This window comes from Marinifilum fragile JCM 15579 (assembly GCF_001310955.1).
In the GTDB taxonomy this organism is placed as follows: Bacteria; Bacteroidota; Bacteroidia; order Bacteroidales; family Marinifilaceae; genus Marinifilum; species Marinifilum fragile.
In genome coordinates, this window is sequence record NZ_BAZX01000001.1 from 405,298 (window position 1) to 424,847 (window position 19,550).

The window sequence follows — 19,550 nt, forward strand, 5'->3', positions numbered from 1 at the left end:
TTTAGTGTTTAAAATCTTTAGGATTTAAGATTTCCTTTATGTATTGCTTTCGGATCACAAAATTCCCAAAATGTTCTCCTTCAGTTCTATTTTGCGAATAATCTTCCAGTATTGGGCGAAGTTCTTGAAGAATTTCCTCTTCGTTTACATTTTCTCGATACAGATTATTTAGTCTTGTTCCGTTAAAGTTTCCTCCCAGGTAGAGATTATACCTGCCCGGACCTTTTCCTATAAATCCTATTTCTGCTACATAGGGTCTTCCACAACCATTGGCACAGCCAGTCATTCGAATCACAATTTCATCTTTGAATAAACCAAAATCGCTTAAGCTGTTTTCAATTTTATCGATCAAACTTGGCAAATACCTTTCGGCCTCTGCAAAAGCTAAACTACAGGTGTTCAAAGCCACACAGGCAATGGAATTCGATCTTGTTCCCGATATTGTACTCGGAAGTGAATCGTACTTCTTCAGGATTTCATTGATCTTGTTCTTGTCTTCGCCCTTAATTTTTCCAAGAATCAGGTTCTGATTCCCAGAAAGACGAAAATCTGAAATATTCAAGTCAGCGATTTCCCGCAAAGCAGTCTTTGTCTTCACACTCTCAACATCTTTCACTCTACCACCTTCAATAAATAATCCAAGGTACCAGTCGCCATTCACGCTTTGATGCCATCCAAACTTATCTCCATTTCTTATTAAGGCATATTCTCGTGCAGCTTCCAGTTCGTAAGCTAACTTTTCGTGCAGCAGTTCCTTAAATTTATCTATGCCCAAACGGTCGATGGTATATTTTAAACGTGCATTTTTTCTGATCTTTCGATTTCCTTGTTCTTTCTGAACCAGCACAATTTTTTCGGCTACATCTACCGTATTTTCCGCTTTTACAAAGCCCAATACAGTTCCCAGTCGGGGATAGGTTTCAGCATCGCCAAAAGTGGTTCCCATTCCACCGCCTGCAACAACATTAAAACCTTCCAGCACACCATTGTTTTCGATGGCTATAAAGCCGATATCCTGAGTAAATACATCGGTATCGTTAAAAGGAGGAATGGTAAAACCAATCTTGAATTTACGCGGCAAATAAACCGGACCATATAAAGGTTCAACTTCTCCCTGCGATCCTTCGGCTACCTTTTTCTGATCCAACCAAATTTCGTAATAGGCAGGCGTGCGAGGTGTAAGATGATCGCTTACTTTGTTGGCATAATCCTGAACCTGATCGAACACATTGGAACCATAGGGATGAGGACTGGCCATTACATTTCGGTTTACATCACCACAAGCTGCAATGGTATCCAACAATGCTTTGTTTATGGATTGGATACTTGGTTTCAGATTTCCCTTTAAAACACCATGAAACTGAAAGGCTTGTCGGGTAGTTAGTTTTAGTGTGCCGTTGGCGTATTCATCTGCAATTTGATCCATCTGCAACCACTGATCGGCATTCACCAATCCACCAGGCACCCTAACCCTGATAAGAAAAGAGAAGTCTGGTTCCAGTTTGGTCTTTTTTCTTTCCCTTTCGGTATCTCTGTCGAATTGCTGGTAAATGCCATGAAACTTTGATACCTGTCGATCGTCTACTGCAATTGCTCCTGTAATGGGATCAGCAAGACTTTCAGCCAATGTTCCTCGCAAATAATTGCTATCGACTTTAATTTTTTCAACTTCGGACAACTCAGCCCAATTTATATTTTGATCTGACATGATTTTGCTTTTTTTTCTAGTAAACATCAAGAAGTAAACGTCTCTCTTTCTTTAATTTTTTCAGATATTCATCTGCTTTTTCTGCTGTTATTCCACCTTCGCTGGTAATGATTTCCTTTAAGGTTTCCTGCACATCTTTTGCCATGTAATTCTTATCACCACAGATGTAAAAGTGAGCACCGTTTTCTAACCATTGAAACACCTCAGATGCTTTTTGTTTGAGTTTATGCTGTACATACTCTTTTTCATTCTGATCGCGCGAAAAGGCAACATCCAATTTGTTTAGAACTCCCTTTTGTAAATATTTCTGCCACTCTACCTGGTACAAAAAATCTTCTTTGAAACGTTGGTTTCCGAAAAACAGCCAACTGTTCGTTTGTTTGTTGTTCTGCTCAATCTCCTGTAGGAAACTTCGGTATGGGGCTACTCCAGTACCTGCTCCAACCATTATCAAAGACTTATCTGTTTCTTTTGGCAATCGGAAAGCTTCATTCTTCTCTATGAAAATTGGGATGTGATCACCTACATTGATCTGATCTGAAATGTAAGTGGAACATGTTCCATTTCGATCTCTTTTCTTGTGCTTGTACCTAAGTGACGCAACTGTGATATGAACCTCTTCGGGATTTTGAGTCGGACCAGAAGAAATAGAGTAGAGGCGAGCATAAAGCAACCTTAAAATTCCGAGGAATTCATCAGTCTGAATTTCACCAGGGAAATCTTCCAATAAGTCGATCGCATCCGCTCCATAAAGATATTGATCCTGAGCCTCTTCATTTTCCAACAAAGTAGCGAGCTCTTTGTTTTTTACGATTTCGTTGTACTTCTCAAGAACCTCACGATTTAAAACCGTTATTTCAAGCTTGTGTTGCAATGCTCTAAATAAACTTACATCCTTGCCTCCAACTTGAACCATTCGTTCAGGATCATCTGCAAAATAATTGATTATCAAATCAACCAAATCAACAGGGTTGCTAGGCAGAACCCCAATACTGTCACCAGCTTGATATTCTATTTCTGAATCTTCCAGCGATATTTCAACATGGTAAATTTCTTTCTCCGATTGTTTTGTTGTAATTCGAACCTTATCAAGAACTTCGGCATAGAACGGATTGGTTCGATTGAATTTCTTCTTTTTCGCAGGAGAATTTTCAACAGAAACAGTTGGATTTGTTGCCGGCTGAATTTTTTGAAGTTCATTCGTAACAGAATCAATCCAATTGTTGGCTATTTCTTCATATGCTACATCTACTTTCTGAATAGGAACGATTTCTTCTGCTCCTAACTTTTTGAATGCTTCGTCGAAATCAATACCGGTTTGGCAAAATTTCTTGTATGATTTATCACCTAAAGCCAGCACCGAGTATTTTGTTCCTTCCAGTTTTGGAGCTCTGTTACCTAAGATATACTCATGAAATTCTTCTGCCTGAATAGGAGGTTCACCTTCACCGTGGGTACTTACAACCAGAAACAGGTACTGTTCTTTCTTCAAATCAGTTTTCTTGTATTCATCTAAAGCCTTAAGCGAAGGCGAAAAGCCTAAGGAGCTAAGTCTATCGTATAAGTCCAGAGCAATTTCTTTGCTGTGTCCGGTGTGTGTACCATACAGAATTGTAATCTTTTCTGATGATTTTGAGGGTGCCGTTGCCAGTGTGTTTGTACTGCTGGTGTCACCGTTAATCAGTCCAGAGATGTAACCGTTCAACCAAACCAACTGTTCTTGGTTTAGTTCTTTTACCAGCTCATTAATTTTGGTAAGCTGTTCGTTATTTATTTGATATTGATTTGTCATGATTTAGTTTGCAATTAAGAGTTTTTGAAGTCTGTAGTTTTCGAAATAATCCTTTAGTTGATTTCTAATTTTGATGGATTTAAATACATCTTCGCCATTAGAACTTACAGCAATGCTGATATTATCTTGTTTATAGATTGCCGGAGAAACAAATTCACAAAAATCAGGTTGGTCGTGAACATTCAGTAGAACATTAGCTTCTCTACAATCGCGAATTAGTTGTCGCACAAAGGCAGGATCCTCAACACAACTATAAATCAAATAGTAATTTTTCAGAACCTCTTTATTGTACTGTTGTTCGTGATATTTGATTCCTGTATTCTTTATCCAGCTAATGATATTGGGAGCCAGAACTTCTACCAAATCGGTACTTCGCTGTAAAATCTTTAATTTTTTATAGGCGTCTTCGCGACCACCAATTATTAGTATTTTCTTGTTGGTAATATCTATTGCTATGGGTAAAAATTGTTTCTTCGACATGATTCTTTGCTTTTAAATGTGGTAATCGACAGGGTGTTTATCTTCCTTTCCAAACTTTATTTTGTTCCAGGTTCTTTCGTGTAAAAAATAGAGTCCCATTTTCGTGAATAATTCAACGCCACCAATCGACATAGCCCAAGTGATGTCTCCAATCACGAACCATGAAATCAGCACCGTGTCAATTGTTCCAATGGTTCTCCACGAAATGGTTTTTGCAATACTTCTGTAAGTTTTTTCTTTCATTTTTTTTAGCTTACTCATAAAAAAAAGAGCCTTCCTGGTTCGCAGAAAGGCTCGGTATGCTAGTTCACTTATATGCACAACGAAATCTGCTAAGGTGGATACCATAACATACACATACAACAACACATCATTTGATATGAGGAATGAATGAGATATGATTTTTCGTTTTGCATTTGTGTTACAATTGATGAATAAATTTCTTGTTTCGATTATAGGTAAATTCATAAAAAAAGCCTTTCTGCTGTTGCAAAAAGGCTAGTGTTGTTATTTCTGTCCTACTATAAATTTAAACAACTCCTTCTTGCAGTTTAATACAATCTATACACATACAACAACAAGTTGTACTTGCAAAAGAAGAAGTGATTGTATTTCCAAGAATGTTATTCATTGTTTTGTTTAAATAGGATAAAATGATCTTTATTTCGGGTACAATTTTAGGAATTCATTTTGAATATTACAAACCGTTGATGCAAAAATATTTCCAAAATTGAATACATCCATTGCTGTGAAAACGTTTTCGTTTACTTAGACTGAAACCAAAAATAAATAAGCACTTGCCCTAAAAATACTAGCCTTACAGAGAGTCAATCGAGGGTGAAAAGATGTAATATTACGAATAGATGATTTTTTATTGGAAAAAAATAAAGGATTTAATAAAGAAGACTTTACAATTAATTTTCATCCTCAAAGTTGGATTAAACTAAAATTGACAGAGTATAATTTTCATATAATGACAAAGAAAAATAGAATTGTAAGTTTTAAGAAACTGGATTCTGAACTAAAGAATTTGGTTCAGAATTTTTATCCCTATGGATTTGAAGATGATATAAAATCTTATCAATTGGGTCCAGATAAGAGCTTTTACGCTTTCCCCTTAAGTACAGAAGAGTACAATATCCTGGTAAAAGTGGATGTTGACTATGATTTTGGCTTAGATATGGAGGAAGAAGTAAGTGGTCAAGAGTCTGATTTGTAAGAACCCATTACAAGAGTTGTAAAAATTATGGGATGTTCACCTCATTTTTGTTGCTTGGAATTCAATCTCTTCCTATATTTACAGCACATTTAATAATTAAATACTATGCTACCAAAGTTTTTATTAGCAGACAATTCGCAGGAGTTACCAGACACTCTATTCATTGTTCATACACGTTCACCTAAGTGTATTATCGAATGTGATGTAGAAGATTTTAATTCAAACCAGACAATTTACTGGATGGATAAAACACCTGAAGATCAGAATTTGATTGAAGATTTGTTGGATGAGGCTGAAACCTTCTACAATGATGAGTTAGAAAACCAAGAGGATCTTTACGACGAAGAGTTCGACGATTAATTGAGAATATAATGAGTAAAAAACTACAGCGATCGTCTAATAAAATGATTGCAGGTGTTTGTGCGGGTATTGCTGAATACCTGGGCTTAGACGTAACGCTTGTAAGAATTCTGTATGTGCTAATTTCTATTTTTAGCGCAGGATTTCCGGGACTACTGATCTATGTTATTTTATGGTTTGTAATGCCGGATTATTACGAAGTGTTATAAGATTTTTTACTAGAAGATATAAAAAGGAAAGCATTAGCTTTCCTTTTTTTGTACCCCAACTTTTCGGCATTTTATGTTTTGTGTTAAAGAACAGTGAAAAATTCTGTAAAAAGACCACATTTGTCATGATTTCAAATATTCTAATCTTCTATTTTTGCTGCGATTTTTAGAGATGGATAAATCATGTACCTAATCGCAGTGATAAATAGCTGGTTAAGTCTGAAATATCCTTTCTTTTTAAAACAAACACAAACACTTAAAGATTCTAACAGATGAACCTAAAAAAACTGATCCCTTTAATTGGGTTGGTATGCATTTGTTTGGGAGTTAATGCTGAAAAACTTCCATCAAAAACCAAAGTTAATCGCAGTATTGACTTTGTTAGTAAACACTTATGGAGAGGTAGTAATAGTGGTACAGCACCTACTATTGAACCAACGCTGGAGATTCAAACCGGTCGTTTTACATTTGGTGCATGGGGAGCTTATGCAACTGATGATAGCTATCAGGAGGTTGACTTGTATGTTTCTTATAATACTCCACTTTTCCAATTTAGTGTGTACGATTTTTATTGTCCACGTCCTAATTTCGAAAAATCAAAATTCTTTGATTTCGATAGTGAAAACAGTGTTCATTTGTTCGATGCTACAGCAAAGTATAAGGGGTGTGCAAAGTTTCCTGTTTCTGTAATGGGATCTGTTCTTTTCTACGGAGAGTTTGATAAAGATATAAATGGAGATCAGAATTACTCTACTTATTTTGAGTTAGGATATTCGAACTTAATTGGTGGAAAAAAAATCTCTTATGCACTAGGTTTTTCGCCTTTTAAAGGAATGTATGATGATAAATTTAATGTGGTAAATATTAATGTTACCATGTACGATGAAATCAAATTAACAGATAAGTTTTCATTGCCTATTCGAGGTGGATTAACCCTGAATTCAGCAACAGAAAAGTTATTTCTTACTTTCGCAGTTACATTGAAATAAGATCAGGTTTGATAATATTTGCAAGGCTTCCCCAAAAGGAAGCCTTTTTTGTTTTAAAAGAATTGGTGATATTTAGAAATTGTAAAAAGAATTTGAATGAAAGCATTAGATAAAGTGCATGAGTTTCACAATGCCTTTGGGGTAAATGTGGAAGAACAACCTAATATTCCAAGTCTTGAACGCTGCGAGTTGAGACAAAATATTATTCAGGAGGAAGTTGATGAATTGAAAGCAGCTTGGGAATCGGGTAATATTGTTGAAGTTGCTGATGCCTTGGCAGATATTCATTATGTAGTTATGGGAACGGTTTTAGAATTTGGCCTACAGGATAAGTATGCTGAAATTTTTTCAGAGGTTCATCGCAGCAATATGAGTAAATTAGATGAGAATGGAAATCCATTATACAGAGAAGATGGTAAGGTGATAAAATCAAATTTATACACAAAACCAGATATCAAGAAAATTATAAACAAATGAGACTGAAAAAATATCACATAGATGCTTTTACAGATAAGCTATTCGGAGGGAATCCAGCATGTGTAGTTCCTTTGGAAGAGTGGCTTTCGGATGATTTGCTATTGAATATTACCAAGGAGAATAATCTGTCAGAAACAGCCTTTTTTGTGCCTGAAGCCGATTGTTTTCATATTCGTTGGTTTACACCAGAGCTAGAAATGGACTTGTGCGGACATGCGACTTTGGCAACGGCTCATGTTATTAAAAAACATTTGAACTATCCAGAAGATAAAATTCGCTTTACATCAGCTAGTGGAGATTTAGAAGTAGTTTTTGAAGGTGATAGATATATTCTTGATTTTCCATCTAGAATGCCTGTTCCAACCTCTTTGCCATCCATTATTGAGGATAGTTTAAATATTAAACCACTCGAGATATTTCAGGCTAGAGATTACGTATTACTTTATGAAAATGAAGACGATATTATAGCTTTGAAACCAGACGAGAATAAGTTAAAAGGCATTGATTTGGGACATGGAGGAATTGTTTGTACGGCACTGGGGCGAGAGGTTGATTTTGTTTCTCGATTTTTTACTCCCGGGGCAAGTATTTTTGAGGATCCGGTTACCGGATCGGCACATTGTTCACTGATTCCCTTTTGGAGTGAAAAACTTGGTAAGAAGGAATTATTGGCCAATCAATTGTCAGATCGAAAAGGAGTGTTGTATTGTACAAATTGTGATGATAGGGTAAAAATAGCTGGTCATGCAGTAAGCTATAGTGTGGGAGAAATCTATTTAAAGCAAAACTAATGGATTATATTGAAGAAGAAGTTTTCGAAAATCAGGATTTTTCGACAGCAGAATTACCAAAGACTGAATATGACAATTGTAGGTTTGTAAACTGCACATTTGCCAACTCTGATTTATCGAATATTATTTTTCTGGAGTGTGAATTTGATTCCTGTGATTTGAGCAATGTCAAAGTGAATAATACAGCCTTTAGGGATGTTCAATTCAAATCATGTAAGATGTTGGGCGTTACATTTCAGGATTGCAACAAGCTACTGCTTTCCTTTGCTTTTTCTGATTGTATGCTAAACCTTAGTTCGTTTTATCAGCTTAAATTAAAGTCCATTCAATTTACGAACTGCCAATTAAATGAAGTTGATTTCACAGAGGCTGATTTAACACAAGCTACATTTATGGATTGTGATTTGGGAGGAGCTATATTTGATTATACCAATTTGGAGAAAGCAGATTTGAGTTCAGCAAGCAATTATTCCATTCATCCCGAGTCGAATAAAATAAAAAAGGCTAAGTTTTCTCGACAAGATTTAGCTGGTTTGTTGCAGCAATATGATATTGTGATAAAATAAATCAGCAATAAATTCATACTCCTTAAATTCCAATAGATTCTTCTCTTGGTATGATGGATGATCAAAAAAATAAGCTCTTCCATTGGCAGAAGAGCTTATTTACTACAAGCTTATTGTGTTTTTTATACTTCCGAAGGATATTCTTTTTTGAACTTATCCCAATAAGCATTTAATGTTGATTTCATATCCTTATGCAGCATTAATATCCCGATAAGGTTAGGCAGTGCCATTAGAACAATTGTAATACCAGAAATTGTCCAAATAATTGTTGTATCAGCAAAGGATGCAATGAAAAATCCAATACAATAAATGATACGATAGGGAAGTACTCCTTTAACGCCAAATAGATAGGTAACCGATCGTCCGCCATAATATGCCCATGCAATTGCAGTTGAAAAGGCAAATAAGAGCAAGCCAATGGAAACAATCCATTTTCCCCAATCGCCTAATAAGCTTCGGGTAAATGCTTCGGCCGTTAATGGTGCCGAATGCATCAGAGAATTTCCTTGAAAAGTTACTCCATTTTCTGAAGTGTATTTTCCGTTCGTAATTTCAATTTTACCACTGTATAGTTTGTTTTCCGAATCGTAAACTTTAACATTTTCGGCAACCGAGCGCGCATTAATAATGCTTAATTCATTCTCGATTTCTCCATTTTCTACAGTCAAATCACCTGAGAAGACAGGAAGATCACTGTTACCATTCAAGAAATGATATAACTTTTCGCGATCAGTATCATTGGTATCGTTGTATTGATCTGCCATTACCACCATATCGGTTGATTGGAATTGATTAGGCAATTTCTCAGTCCAAACTCCAGAAGAAAGAATTACCAACGGTAAGGGTACAAATTACAATGGTATCGATAAAAGGTTCAAGAATGGCTACCATACCTTCCGAAACAGGTTCTTCGGTTCTTGCAGCAGCATGGGCAATTGGCGCAGACCCTTGACCTGCTTCGTTACTAAACAAACCTCGGTTAACACCTTTGGTTAGTGCGTAAGAAAAACCGGCACCCAAGAAACCGCCAACAGCAGCTGTTCCTGTAAATACATTTGTAAATATTGACACGAAAGAAGGAATAATGTTTTCGTAATTGTAAAAGATTACTGCCAATGCTCCAATAAAATAAATGATGGCCATGGCAGGAACCAGCTTTTCTGTAACCTTGGCAATACGTTTAATTCCACCTAAAATTACAAAAGCAAGCAATACTGAAAGAACTCCTCCAACCAACATCTTATTAAATCCAAATGTTGCAAACATTGAGTTGGAAATGGAGTTTATTTGAGGTAAACTACCTGTACCAAAAGATGAGAAGATGGTCATGGCTGCGAAGAATCCTGCCAGCCATTTCATGTTCAGTTTATTTTTCATGTAGTACATTGGTCCACCAGAAATAAATCCTTTTTCATCGGTTTCGCGATATTTGTGAGAAAGAGTCACCTCTACAAATTTGGTTGTCATCCCTAAAAAGGCGGTTACCAGCATCCAAAATAATGCTGCTGGACCTCCTAAGTAAATTGCCAAAGCTACACCCGCAATATTTCCGGTTCCAACGGTTCCCGAAAGCGCTGTGGTTAGCGCTTGAAAGTGAGACGCATCACCTTTTTCTCCTGGTTTGTCATACTTTCCGGTGACAACTTTTAAGGCATGTTTAAAAAATCTAAATTGGGGAAACTTTAAATAAATGGTATAGAACAAGCCAGTTCCTATTAATAAAATTGGAAACCATTGGCTTCCTCCTAAAAATCCTTCAATTAAAGTTAGAAAATCATTAAGGTTATGCATAAATAAAGCTTTATTGGTAATGGGTTAATTGATTATTTTTTGTGAAAGTTATCTAAGATAAGAGTTTATTTTGAATTGCCATATTTATGAAGTTGCAATGAATATATAGTGGATGTCTAAGTTAATCGTCCGTGATCATAATTTTGTCGAAAAGAAATTGAATTCAGCATCTAAATCCATAAATTTAGGTTTTTGATTTTTTCCCTTATAACGAACCAACCGTCCTTGTGGACTTTTAACTATATCAAAGCAACAAAATGAAAAGATTAATTTACGTATTGTTATTTTTTGTAGCGCTTAATGTTAGTGCGCAAAATAATATCGATTTTCAAAAGCCTCCAAAAGAGATTTTGGAATTGGCTGATGTGGAGAGAGCTCCATCAGTAATATTGGATAACCAAAAAGAGAACATGATTCTATTGTATAGAAGTGCATACAAAACAATAGAGGAATTATCGCAGGAAGAAATGCGTTTGGGAGGATTACGAATTGATCCTAAAACCAATATAGGCAGTAGAACCAGCTACAGTAATAACATTAAATTAAGAAGGTTAAAGTCTAAATCAGACGCAACTATACAGGTAAGTGGTTTGCCAAAAAATCCAAGATTAAGCAATTTTATTTTTTCTCCGGATCAATCTAAATTGGCCTTTACAAATACTAGCAGCAAAGGTGTTGCCGTTTGGATTTTGGATGTTGCATCAGCATCGGCCTCGAAAATAACAGAACCAAAAGTTAATGCCAACTTGAAAGATCCAATCAATTGGTTTAAAAGTGGTGAAGCTGTTCTTGTAAAATTTGTTCCAGAAAATAGAAAGGAATTAATTAATACTAAGAGTTCGGTTCCAACAGGTCCTACCATTTCTGAAAATGCTGGTAAAAAAGCTCAAAACAGAACTTATCAGGATTTGTTGAAAAATAAAAATGATGAGAACAATTTTGAGCAATTGGCACTTTCCGAATTGTACAAGGTTAAAATGGATGGAAGTGATGAAAAGTGGTTGCCATCTGCAATGTACAAAAGTGTTAATTTCTCTCCGGATGGAAATTACGTTATGATTTCGGTGGTTGAAAAGCCTTTCTCTTATCTGGTTCCTTATTACAGATTCCCTTCAAAAACCACAGTATATACAAAGGAAGCAAAGAAAGTTGAAGCTGTTTTGACAGTTCCATTGATTGAAGATCTTCCACAAGGATTTATGGCAGTTCGCAAGGGAAGAAGAAATGTGAGCTGGCGTTCAGATATGCCTGCATCCTTAATTTATGTAGAAGCATTAGATGAAGGTGATCCTGCAAATGAAGTGGATTATCGTGATGAAGTTTTTCAGTTAGAAGCTCCATTCAAAGGCAATGGAAAAAGTATTTTGAAAACCATAAATCGTTTTGCAGGAATTGATTGGGGGAATGAGAACATTGCAATAGCACATGATTACTGGTGGAATACCAGAAATACAAAAACTTATACATTTAATCCTTCTAATGCTACTGTAGCTCCAACAAAAATTAGCGATAGAAATTACCAGGATAAATATAGTGATCCAGGAGAATTTGTAACTGCCCGAAACCAATTTGGAAAATATACATTGGCCATGGAAGGGGATAATGTATTCCGTTTGGGGGCTGGGTATTCTAAAGAAGGACAATTCCCATTTTTGGATAAGTTCAACTTAAAGACTCAAAAAACACAAAGATTATATCAGTCGAAATACACTGATAAAGTTGAAGATTTAAGAAACTTTGATGTCAAGAAAAAAGAACTTTTGGTTAGAATCGAATCTAGCTCTGAGTATCCTAATTACTTTTTCAGAAAACTAAAAGGAAAGAAACTAACGCAGCTTACATCATTTGAGAATCCATTTAAGAGCATTGAAGGGGTTCATAAAGAAGTTATCAAATACAAAAGAGAAGATGGAGTTGAGCTTTTTGGTACTTTATATCTGCCAGTAGGATATGATATGGAGAAGAAAGAAAAAGTTCCAATGATTTTGTGGGCATACCCAACCGAGTACAAGGATAAAGCAAGTGCAGGACAAACCACTGCAAATTCAAATGAATTTACTTATTTATATTGGGCATCGCCACTTTTCTGGTTGACCAGAGGATATGCTGTTTTGGATGATGCAGCTTTTCCAATTGTTGGCGAAGGTGATGAAGAGCCAAATGATTCATTCCGCACTCAGTTAGTTGCCAATGCAAAGGCTGCTATCGATGCTGTTGATGGAATGGGGTATATCGATAGAAACAGAGTAGCTTGTGGGGGGCATAGTTATGGTGCATTTATGGTTGCTAATTTGCTAACGCATTCCGATTTGTTTGCAGCAGGAATTGCTCGTAGTGGTGCTTACAACAGAACGCTTACGCCTTTTGGTTTCCAAAGCGAAGAAAGAAACTACTGGGAGGCTCCAAATGTGTATTATACCATGTCTCCATTTATGCATGCCGAAAAAATGAACAACGCATTGTTGCTGATTCATGGTGAAGCAGATAACAACTCGGGAACTTATCCAATGCAAAGTGAGCGTTATTTTAATGCCTTAAAAGGATTAGGAGCAACAGTTCGTTTGGTGATGTTACCAAAAGAGAGTCACTCTTATCGATCTAAAGAGAATATAATGCACATGCTTTGGGAGCAAGATCAATGGCTTGAAAAACATGTTAAAAACCGCAAAAAAGAAATTGCTGAAAAGTAATTGATAGAGATATACTCATAAAAGCTCACACAATCTTGTGTGAGCTTTTTTATTATCATTTAATAGGATTTATAATAAATACACTGTAAAGATTTTTAATATCATAAATAATAAATATATTTATTGCACATAATTCTAAAGGAGAGAAAGCTGAAAATCTTAAGAGTAAGCAAGAATATTTATAATTTTTTCATGAGATTAGTTTTAACAACTATTTGTATTGTATTTATTACAACCGTGACTTTTGCTCAGAAAAGAGATGTTACCGGAGCAGAAAGAAATTTAGCGATTAATATTGGAAATAAAGCCATTGAGAAAATTCAGAATCAGGAGTATAGAGAAGCTTTTCCATTGATAAAACAAACCATCCAATTAGATTCTACGCTTAGAAAGCCGTATTTGTACTTGTATACCATAGCCTCCAAGTGCGAGGAATATAGAGATTCTTCTTTGTGTTTGCTTAACAAAGCCTATTCATTGTTTCAGGAAGATGATGAGATTTGTTATTACATAGGTGAAATTTACCGGATGAAAGGTGAATTGAATAAGGCGTTTTTAGAGTATAGCAAGGCAATCAGCTATAGTAAAAAGAATGGGGAGGAATTGTATTTGGTTCCCCATTACTATTTCAACAGGGCTAGCATTAGTCTCCAGAAAAAAAGACTGTCTTCTGCTGCCATAGATTATTCTTATGCAATAAAATTGAAACCAGAGTACACTGCAGCATATGTAAACAGAGGCATTTGTTGGTTTCAAATGGGAAGAATAGAGGATGCCTGTACCGATTGGAAATTTGGGATGGATTTAGGTTCGGATTATGCCAAAGAATGTTGGGAAAAAAATTGTGAAGAAAAGAAATAGGATCAAATACTTGAATTAATGAAAAAGGGGGGAATCATAATCGTAACTTCTCCCTTTCTTTTTGCCTATCCGCCACTTTTGTTAATTTTGCAAGGAATAAACTAAGACAGAAAGATAACGCGTGATATATCCGGAAAATTTTGAGATAAAACTTAGGTTCGACAAGGTAAGAGAACTGGTTAAGAAACAATGTTTAAGTTCCTTGGGAAGGGATTTGGTTGACGAGATTAGCTTTTCAAATTCATTTAAGAATGTGAATCGAATGGTGAACGAAACCAACGAATTTAAAACCATTTGCTTAGAGGAGGAGAACTTCCCTTTGGGCTACTTTATTGATGTTCGTGGAAGTTTAGAGAAAGTTAGAATTGATGGAACTTATCTTGAATTGGAAGAACTTTACAATTTGAAGCGATCTTTAGAATCCATTTCTTCAATCTTGCGATTTTTTCAAAAAAAGGATGAAGGTGAATATCCATACCTGATGAAATTGACAGGGAACGTGAAAATGTACCCTTACATTTTTAATAGAATTGATGGAATTATCACGAAAAATGGGAGAATAAAAGATAATGCATCTCCTGAATTACAGCATATCAGAAGCTCTTTAATTCAAAAGCAATCTAGCATTTCAAAACGAATGCAGTCTATGCTTCGTGCCGCTCAGAAAGAAGGTTGGGTGGATCAGGATGTAGCACTTTCTGTTCGCGATGGACGTATTGTAATTCCTATACCTTCGGCTTATAAAAGAAAGATTAAAGGGATTGTTCATGACGAATCGGCAACAGGTAAAACTTCTTATATAGAACCCTCGGAAATTGTTGAAACCAACAATGAAATTAGAGAGTTGGAGTACGCCGAACGACGCGAAATCATTAAAATATTACAGGAATTTACAGCCCAACTTCGCCCATATATCGATGATTTGTTTTTGGCCTATGAATTTATGGCTAAAATCGATTTTATTCGAGCTAAGGCCATGTTTGCCATTCAGGTAAAAGCCTTACTGCCAAAAATGGTTAATACACCAACTTTATTGTGGGAAAAGGCCATGCATCCATTGTTGTTTTTGACCTTACAAAACGAAGGGCGAAAAGTTGTTCCTTTGAGCCTTCAGATATCTGCCGAGCAGAGAATAATTCTGATATCAGGACCAAATGCCGGTGGTAAATCAGTTTGTTTGCAAACTGTTGGATTGTTACAATATATGTTTCAGTGTGGATTTTTGGTGCCGATGGAAGAGGAGTCACAAATTGGTATTTTCGATAAAATTTTCATTGATATAGGTGATGAGCAATCCATAGAGAATGACTTGAGTACCTACAGTTCTCATCTGATGAACATGAAACACTTCCTGCGTCATTCAGATACGGATACTTTGGTGTTGATTGATGAGTTTGGTACGGGAACCGAGCCTGCACTGGGTGGAGCCATTGCTGAATCGATATTAGATAAACTGAACAGGAAAAAAGTTTGTGGGGTAATCACAACTCACTATTCAGGATTGAAACACTTTGCATCGGAAGCAGAAGGAATTGAAAATGGTGCCATGTTGTACGATTCACATCAGATGCGCCCATTGTTCCAATTGCAGGTGGGAAAACCAGGTTCTTCTTTTGCCTTCGAGATTGCAAGAAAAATTGGTTTGCCAGAGGAAATTCTAAAAGCTGCAACCGAGAAAGTTGGTGAAGATCATATCAATTTCGACAAGCACTTGCGTGATATTGTTCGCGACAAGCGTTACTGGGAAAGCAAGCGTGATAAGATCCGTCGCAACGAGAAAAAGTTGAATCAACTGGTTGAACAGTACGATAAGGAGCTGAAGGATGCAAGTAAGCTTCGTAAGGAAATTATCGAAAAGGCTCAGCAAGAAGCTAAGGATATACTGCAAAGTGCGAATAAGACCATTGAAAAGACCATTCGCGAAATTAAAGAAAGTAAGGCCGAAAAGGAAAGAACCAAGAAGGCAAGAAAACAGTTCGAAGAAACTAAGGTGCAGCTTACTCAAGCCGAGCTGGAAGAGGAGGAGCGTATCAATCGCAAAATTCAGAAACTGAAAAATCGCGAAAAGCGAAAAGGCCAAACAGGAGAAGTAACAGAATCGACAGATAAAGTTTCAACTTCGAAACCAATTGCCAAAGCTAAAATGCAATTCAATCCTGATGTGATTGAGAAAGGTGATATGGTGAGGTTAGATAACCAAAATACCATTGGCGAAGTAATTGAGATTAATGAGAAAACCGCTGTGGTTGCTTTTGGAAGTATTTTAACTTCGGTAAAGGCCAAACGCTTGTCAAAGGTTTCTAAATCGCAGTTGAAAAAACAGGAGAAAACGTACAATCAAACTTCGGCTTTGGTTCAGGAACGCATCTCGAAAAGAAAATTAAATTTCCGCCAGGATATTGATGTGAGAGGAATGCGTGGCGATGAGGCATTGCAAATTGTAATGGATCATGTAGATGAAGCAATTATGCTGGATGTGAAAGAATTTAGAATCCTTCACGGAACAGGCCATGGAATTCTGCGTCAATTGATTCGAGATTATCTGCAAACCGTCGATTTGGTTCGTCATTTTAAAGACGAGAGAATTCAAATGGGAGGATCGGGAATTACGGTGGTTACTATGGAGTAATCACTGTAAAGATTATTTGGAGTAGGAAAAATTGCATGCAAATAGCAGTGTGAAATCTAGCGGAATGATTACTTCCTTGAAAATGGGAGTGAGAAACTCCGATTTGTTGAATAGTCCTTGTAATTTTTACTCAGAAATTTGGAGAATGAAATTTACAAGTAAAATTGTAGTAAGAAATCCAGAGAAAACAAAATCTTCTCGAAAATGGGAGTAAGAAACTCAGATTTTTGAATTTTCAAGGAAAAATGCTTTGAGAAATCCAGAGAATTCAATTTTACAATGAAATTTGCGTTGAGAAACTCAGATTTTTGAAAAATACATTGTAAAAAGTCTCAGAAACTCAGATTTCCCAAAAAACAAGAAAATTTCCTTTCAGAAATTCAGCGAAGTGCTGTTTTCAACAAAAGATTCTTTCAGAAACTCAGATTTGTGAAAAAACAAATGATAAAGAATAAATAATGCCATCTCCATGGAGATGGCATTTACTTTTATATAAGTTTTTCGATACTATTTTAATCCATCATTAATGGCTTTTGCATAGGAGCTTGATTTTCCATAAGCTGCACATTTTTGAATGTCATCATACAACCAAATAAATCCTCCATCAATATTGGCTTTCTCATTCGTTATTTTCTCTTGAATAGCAGCAGGATTATCTCCATCTTGGCAGTTTTCACCATTTCTGCTCCAAAGTCCATACGATACTTTTAGCTTTCCAAAGTATTGATTCCATTCTGAAGGTTTATTTCTTGCTCCTCCAGCATAGCATTGAAGATAAACACGGTCGATGGTTCCTGGCTTTTTGGCTTCAACTTGTTCGTAAACCGATTTCCAATATTCAGTTTCGTTGTAAGGACACAAACCAACTTTTAATCCCATATCAGCCAACATTAATGTAAAATCAACGGTTGAAGCAACATCAAAAGTAACTTCATCATCGTAGTTAATCGCTGTAGCACCAGTTATATCTTGTAACTTTTGTAATGCCTTATATAGTTTTGTTTCTGGTCCTGTACCTTCTTTGGCAATTAAGTCTTTAATCACTTGCCACGATTTGGCTCCCCAGGCTCCAATTCCCAATTCAATTCTATCAACCGAAGTTGGAGCTGTTGTCAACTGTTCCAATCTCGATTTCCATTCAGGATCACCAATAAATTCACCTTCCGCATTGATAATTGGGGTATCGTTGTAATTCATACTTCCATCTTCGTGGATATGAATGGTCCATAAAATTACAGTTGAGAAACCTGATGATTTTAAATCATTGATTACTTCCATTCCTCCGGTGTAAAATGGTCCTCCTCCAAAAATTGCTGAATATTTTCCTGCAGGTGCAGTGGGTACTTCCTGGTTTTTTACATCAGTATTACTATCCGATTTGTCGCAAGAATTACATGAGGCAACACCAATTAAAATTAAAATGTAGAATAACTTTTTTAGAATTGTCATTTGATATGTATTTAATGATTGATGCTCAAAACTACAGTTAAGGAGTTAATGAAAGAGTTAATTCTTGCTTAATCCTTAATAATAGCTATTAATGTATAAAAAAATGCCATCTCTACAGAGATGGCATAATCATTTGGGTGTGATAATATTTTAATAAATCACCATACTTACCAGAACATATAGGTAGTGGGCAAATGTACCCGCTAAAATACCTCCTATGGTATGAGAAAGTAAGGCTTTAGAAGTTAGTTCTCGATAATTTAATGTATCCAACATTGCTGTGTGTGTACTTAAATATCCACTCCAGCACATTCCCATTGCGGTAAAAACGGCTACAACATTTCCATCGATAATTCCTTTGGCCAAGAATGCTTTTACTAGCGATAAAGCAGCTCCAACGGCACCTAATGATGTAACTGGGAAAGCAATCAATTCAGGAAATTTGAATCCAAACAATCCTTCGAATAACCACCAAACATGTCCAGCTAGTTTAGGTAGCAATGGTACACCTTCGTATGCTAATCCTTGGTATCCCATTGTAGGATCTTTTGGACCAAAAGTTAGCATCATTACCATTGTTGAAATGATAAGAACACCAGGAATAATTGCCAAACCAAGATCAACCCCAGATTTACCGCCATCCAAAATTGAATTAAGGAATCTTAAGAAAACACTACCTTCCGATTTAAAGCTGATTTTCTCGGTTGCCCCTTCAAAATCATTATCGGTACGAACAGGAATTTTTCCTTTGATTAATCTTTGCATTAATCTGGTTGATACTACAGCTCCAAACAGAGCTCCAACTAAACCAATTAATGCTGGAATAAACATGCTTTCATCAGTTCCAGGAACTTTAAGGGTAGACATGAAGGTAATCACGATCAAACCCATACCGAAAGCAGTACCAAAGTTGGTTAATGATACCAATTGGTAGTTTTTAAAATACTTACTGAAGTTTTTATCGTTTGCCAAGCTAATGATAGCTGGGTTGTCAGATAGAAATGTTAGAACTCCGGCCAGAGCTCCAACTCCAGGTAAATTGAATAAAGGTTTCATCAATGGAGCAAGTATTTTCTCCAATAATCTTACTACACCAAATTCGATTAATAGTTTTCCCAAAGCGCCTGAAAGTACGGTAATTCCCATAATGTAGAATACAGTATTCATCAGCAAATCCCATGCAGTTTGCATGATGGTATTCAGCATGTTGGAAACACCCATTGTATGGCCAATGTATCCAAAAATTCCGAAAAATGTCAGAAGAAACATTACGGCTTCATACCTTCGTTTCTTTAAAAAATCTGTCTCCTTGATAGATTTAATTGCGTTCATAGTTTAGGTTGTATGTTTGAGTTTGTTATTCGCTGCAAATGTATATTATTAAGGCAGTTTTTTTATATGATCTTTATCAGTTTTTTAGAAGCTTTAATATGTTGCAAAATCATGCTGATTTTAGTCATATTTTAAGTTGATATCACAGTTCAATTATGGCTTGTTGATAAATTCTTCTTTATTCTTCAGTTGATTTGTGCTAGCTTT

Annotated in this window: 18 protein-coding genes; 10 read left to right on the forward strand and 8 right to left on the reverse strand. The window is 36.0% G+C overall.

Annotated features, from left to right (window positions below; translation table 11 throughout):
* Position 1: 1 nt before the first annotated feature.
* From JCM15579_RS01780 to JCM15579_RS01795, 4 genes are read right to left on the reverse strand one after another with little or no spacing between them, the layout of a single operon-like run.
* The gene (locus tag JCM15579_RS01780; protein WP_083464496.1) at positions 2-1,708 is read right to left on the reverse strand and encodes an NADPH-dependent assimilatory sulfite reductase hemoprotein subunit; all 1,707 of its coding nucleotides are present in this window, start codon (positions 1,706-1,708) and stop codon (positions 2-4) included.
* Positions 1,709-1,724: 16 nt separating this feature from the next.
* Positions 1,725-3,500 carry an assimilatory sulfite reductase (NADPH) flavoprotein subunit gene (locus JCM15579_RS01785; RefSeq protein ID WP_054714868.1) on the reverse strand — a complete coding sequence of 592 codons (1,776 nt, stop codon included), beginning with the start codon at positions 3,498-3,500 and terminating at the stop codon, positions 1,725-1,727.
* Between the two features lie 3 nt (positions 3,501-3,503).
* On the reverse strand, positions 3,504-3,980 hold the full coding sequence (locus JCM15579_RS01790; protein ID WP_054714871.1) for a precorrin-2 dehydrogenase/sirohydrochlorin ferrochelatase family protein: 477 nt from the start codon (positions 3,978-3,980) through the stop codon (positions 3,504-3,506).
* 12 nt (positions 3,981-3,992) lie between these two features.
* Complete coding sequence (locus tag JCM15579_RS01795; protein ID WP_054714950.1) at positions 3,993-4,223, reverse strand: DUF2061 domain-containing protein; 231 nt, start codon at positions 4,221-4,223, stop codon at positions 3,993-3,995.
* A gap of 730 nt (positions 4,224-4,953) precedes the next feature.
* Between JCM15579_RS01795 and JCM15579_RS01800 the strand changes: the two genes are divergently transcribed.
* From JCM15579_RS01800 to JCM15579_RS01830, 7 genes are all read left to right on the forward strand, one after another.
* The gene (locus JCM15579_RS01800) at positions 4,954-5,199 is read left to right on the forward strand and encodes a hypothetical protein (protein ID WP_157471268.1); all 246 of its coding nucleotides are present in this window, start codon (positions 4,954-4,956) and stop codon (positions 5,197-5,199) included.
* Positions 5,200-5,304: 105 nt separating this feature from the next.
* Positions 5,305-5,559, forward strand: a complete 255-nt coding sequence (locus JCM15579_RS01805; protein ID WP_054714877.1) for a DUF8828 family protein — start codon at positions 5,305-5,307, stop codon at positions 5,557-5,559.
* An 11-nt stretch (positions 5,560-5,570) separates the two neighbouring features.
* The gene (locus JCM15579_RS01810; protein ID WP_054714879.1) at positions 5,571-5,768 is read left to right on the forward strand and encodes a PspC domain-containing protein; all 198 of its coding nucleotides are present in this window, start codon (positions 5,571-5,573) and stop codon (positions 5,766-5,768) included.
* 272 nt (positions 5,769-6,040) lie between these two features.
* Positions 6,041-6,757: a hypothetical protein gene (locus tag JCM15579_RS01815; protein ID WP_054714882.1), complete on the forward strand. Its 717-nt coding sequence runs from the start codon at positions 6,041-6,043 to the stop codon at positions 6,755-6,757.
* Between the two features lie 96 nt (positions 6,758-6,853).
* Positions 6,854-7,234, forward strand: a complete 381-nt coding sequence (locus JCM15579_RS01820) for a pyrophosphohydrolase domain-containing protein (RefSeq protein ID WP_054714884.1) — start codon at positions 6,854-6,856, stop codon at positions 7,232-7,234.
* Entirely contained in the window at positions 7,231-8,025 is a 795-nt protein-coding gene (locus tag JCM15579_RS01825) for a PhzF family phenazine biosynthesis protein (protein ID WP_054714886.1), read from the forward strand. Before JCM15579_RS01820 ends, JCM15579_RS01825 begins: the two co-directional genes overlap by 4 nt.
* The gene (locus JCM15579_RS01830; RefSeq protein ID WP_054714889.1) at positions 8,025-8,591 is read left to right on the forward strand and encodes a pentapeptide repeat-containing protein; all 567 of its coding nucleotides are present in this window, start codon (positions 8,025-8,027) and stop codon (positions 8,589-8,591) included. Before JCM15579_RS01825 ends, JCM15579_RS01830 begins: the two co-directional genes overlap by 1 nt.
* 122 nt (positions 8,592-8,713) lie before the next feature.
* On the opposite strand, the gene JCM15579_RS21175 is transcribed toward JCM15579_RS01830, so the two are convergent.
* Complete coding sequence (locus JCM15579_RS21175; protein ID WP_245625786.1) at positions 8,714-9,391, reverse strand: alanine:cation symporter family protein; 678 nt, start codon at positions 9,389-9,391, stop codon at positions 8,714-8,716.
* Positions 9,392-9,395: 4 nt separating this feature from the next.
* Positions 9,396-10,382 (reverse strand): alanine/glycine:cation symporter family protein, encoded by a 987-nt coding sequence (locus tag JCM15579_RS21180; protein WP_245625787.1) that lies wholly within the window; start codon positions 10,380-10,382, stop codon positions 9,396-9,398.
* 257 nt (positions 10,383-10,639) lie between these two features.
* Between JCM15579_RS21180 and JCM15579_RS01840 the strand changes: the two genes are divergently transcribed.
* The 3 genes from JCM15579_RS01840 (at position 10,640) to JCM15579_RS01850 (ending at position 16,562) form a co-directional block, all read left to right on the forward strand.
* Entirely contained in the window at positions 10,640-13,072 is a 2,433-nt protein-coding gene (locus JCM15579_RS01840) for an alpha/beta hydrolase family protein (protein WP_054714892.1), read from the forward strand.
* Between the two features lie 192 nt (positions 13,073-13,264).
* A complete protein-coding gene (locus JCM15579_RS01845) occupies positions 13,265-13,933 on the forward strand; it encodes a tetratricopeptide repeat protein (protein WP_157471270.1) in 669 nt (222 codons plus the stop codon).
* A gap of 121 nt (positions 13,934-14,054) precedes the next feature.
* On the forward strand, positions 14,055-16,562 hold the full coding sequence (locus JCM15579_RS01850) for an endonuclease MutS2 (protein WP_054714897.1): 2,508 nt from the start codon (positions 14,055-14,057) through the stop codon (positions 16,560-16,562).
* Between the two features lie 507 nt (positions 16,563-17,069).
* Here the strand turns inward: JCM15579_RS01850 and JCM15579_RS01855 are convergent.
* Both JCM15579_RS01855 and JCM15579_RS01860 read right to left on the reverse strand, forming a co-directional pair.
* Positions 17,070-18,011, reverse strand: coding sequence for a hypothetical protein (locus tag JCM15579_RS01855; protein ID WP_054714901.1), 942 nt, complete (start codon positions 18,009-18,011; stop codon positions 17,070-17,072).
* A gap of 150 nt (positions 18,012-18,161) precedes the next feature.
* A complete protein-coding gene (locus tag JCM15579_RS01860) occupies positions 18,162-19,343 on the reverse strand; it encodes a CD0519/CD1768 family membrane protein (RefSeq protein ID WP_054714904.1) in 1,182 nt (393 codons plus the stop codon).
* Between the last annotated feature and the right edge of the window lie 207 nt (positions 19,344-19,550).

Excerpts from the sequence above, each read along its gene's own strand:
- JCM15579_RS01810 (WP_054714879.1), top strand. The coding sequence starts at position 5,571 with ATGAGTAAAAAACTACAGCGATCGTCTAATAAAATGATTGCAGGTGTT.
- JCM15579_RS21180 (WP_245625787.1), bottom strand. The coding sequence starts at position 10,382 with ATGCATAACCTTAATGATTTTCTAACTTTAATTGAAGGATTTTTAGGA.
- JCM15579_RS01820 (WP_054714884.1), top strand. The coding sequence starts at position 6,854 with ATGAAAGCATTAGATAAAGTGCATGAGTTTCACAATGCCTTTGGGGTA.
- JCM15579_RS01785 (WP_054714868.1), bottom strand. The coding sequence starts at position 3,500 with ATGACAAATCAATATCAAATAAATAACGAACAGCTTACCAAAATTAAT.
- JCM15579_RS01830 (WP_054714889.1), top strand. The coding sequence starts at position 8,025 with ATGGATTATATTGAAGAAGAAGTTTTCGAAAATCAGGATTTTTCGACA.
- JCM15579_RS01805 (WP_054714877.1), top strand. The coding sequence starts at position 5,305 with ATGCTACCAAAGTTTTTATTAGCAGACAATTCGCAGGAGTTACCAGAC.
- JCM15579_RS01860 (WP_054714904.1), bottom strand. The coding sequence starts at position 19,343 with ATGAACGCAATTAAATCTATCAAGGAGACAGATTTTTTAAAGAAACGA.
- JCM15579_RS01855 (WP_054714901.1), bottom strand. The coding sequence starts at position 18,011 with ATGACAATTCTAAAAAAGTTATTCTACATTTTAATTTTAATTGGTGTT.
- JCM15579_RS01825 (WP_054714886.1), top strand. The coding sequence starts at position 7,231 with ATGAGACTGAAAAAATATCACATAGATGCTTTTACAGATAAGCTATTC.
- JCM15579_RS01800 (WP_157471268.1), top strand. The coding sequence starts at position 4,954 with ATGACAAAGAAAAATAGAATTGTAAGTTTTAAGAAACTGGATTCTGAA.
- JCM15579_RS01815 (WP_054714882.1), top strand. The coding sequence starts at position 6,041 with ATGAACCTAAAAAAACTGATCCCTTTAATTGGGTTGGTATGCATTTGT.
- JCM15579_RS01845 (WP_157471270.1), top strand. The coding sequence starts at position 13,265 with ATGAGATTAGTTTTAACAACTATTTGTATTGTATTTATTACAACCGTG.
- JCM15579_RS01790 (WP_054714871.1), bottom strand. The coding sequence starts at position 3,980 with ATGTCGAAGAAACAATTTTTACCCATAGCAATAGATATTACCAACAAG.
- JCM15579_RS01780 (WP_083464496.1), bottom strand. The coding sequence starts at position 1,708 with ATGTCAGATCAAAATATAAATTGGGCTGAGTTGTCCGAAGTTGAAAAA.
- JCM15579_RS01840 (WP_054714892.1), top strand. The coding sequence starts at position 10,640 with ATGAAAAGATTAATTTACGTATTGTTATTTTTTGTAGCGCTTAATGTT.
- JCM15579_RS01795 (WP_054714950.1), bottom strand. The coding sequence starts at position 4,223 with ATGAAAGAAAAAACTTACAGAAGTATTGCAAAAACCATTTCGTGGAGA.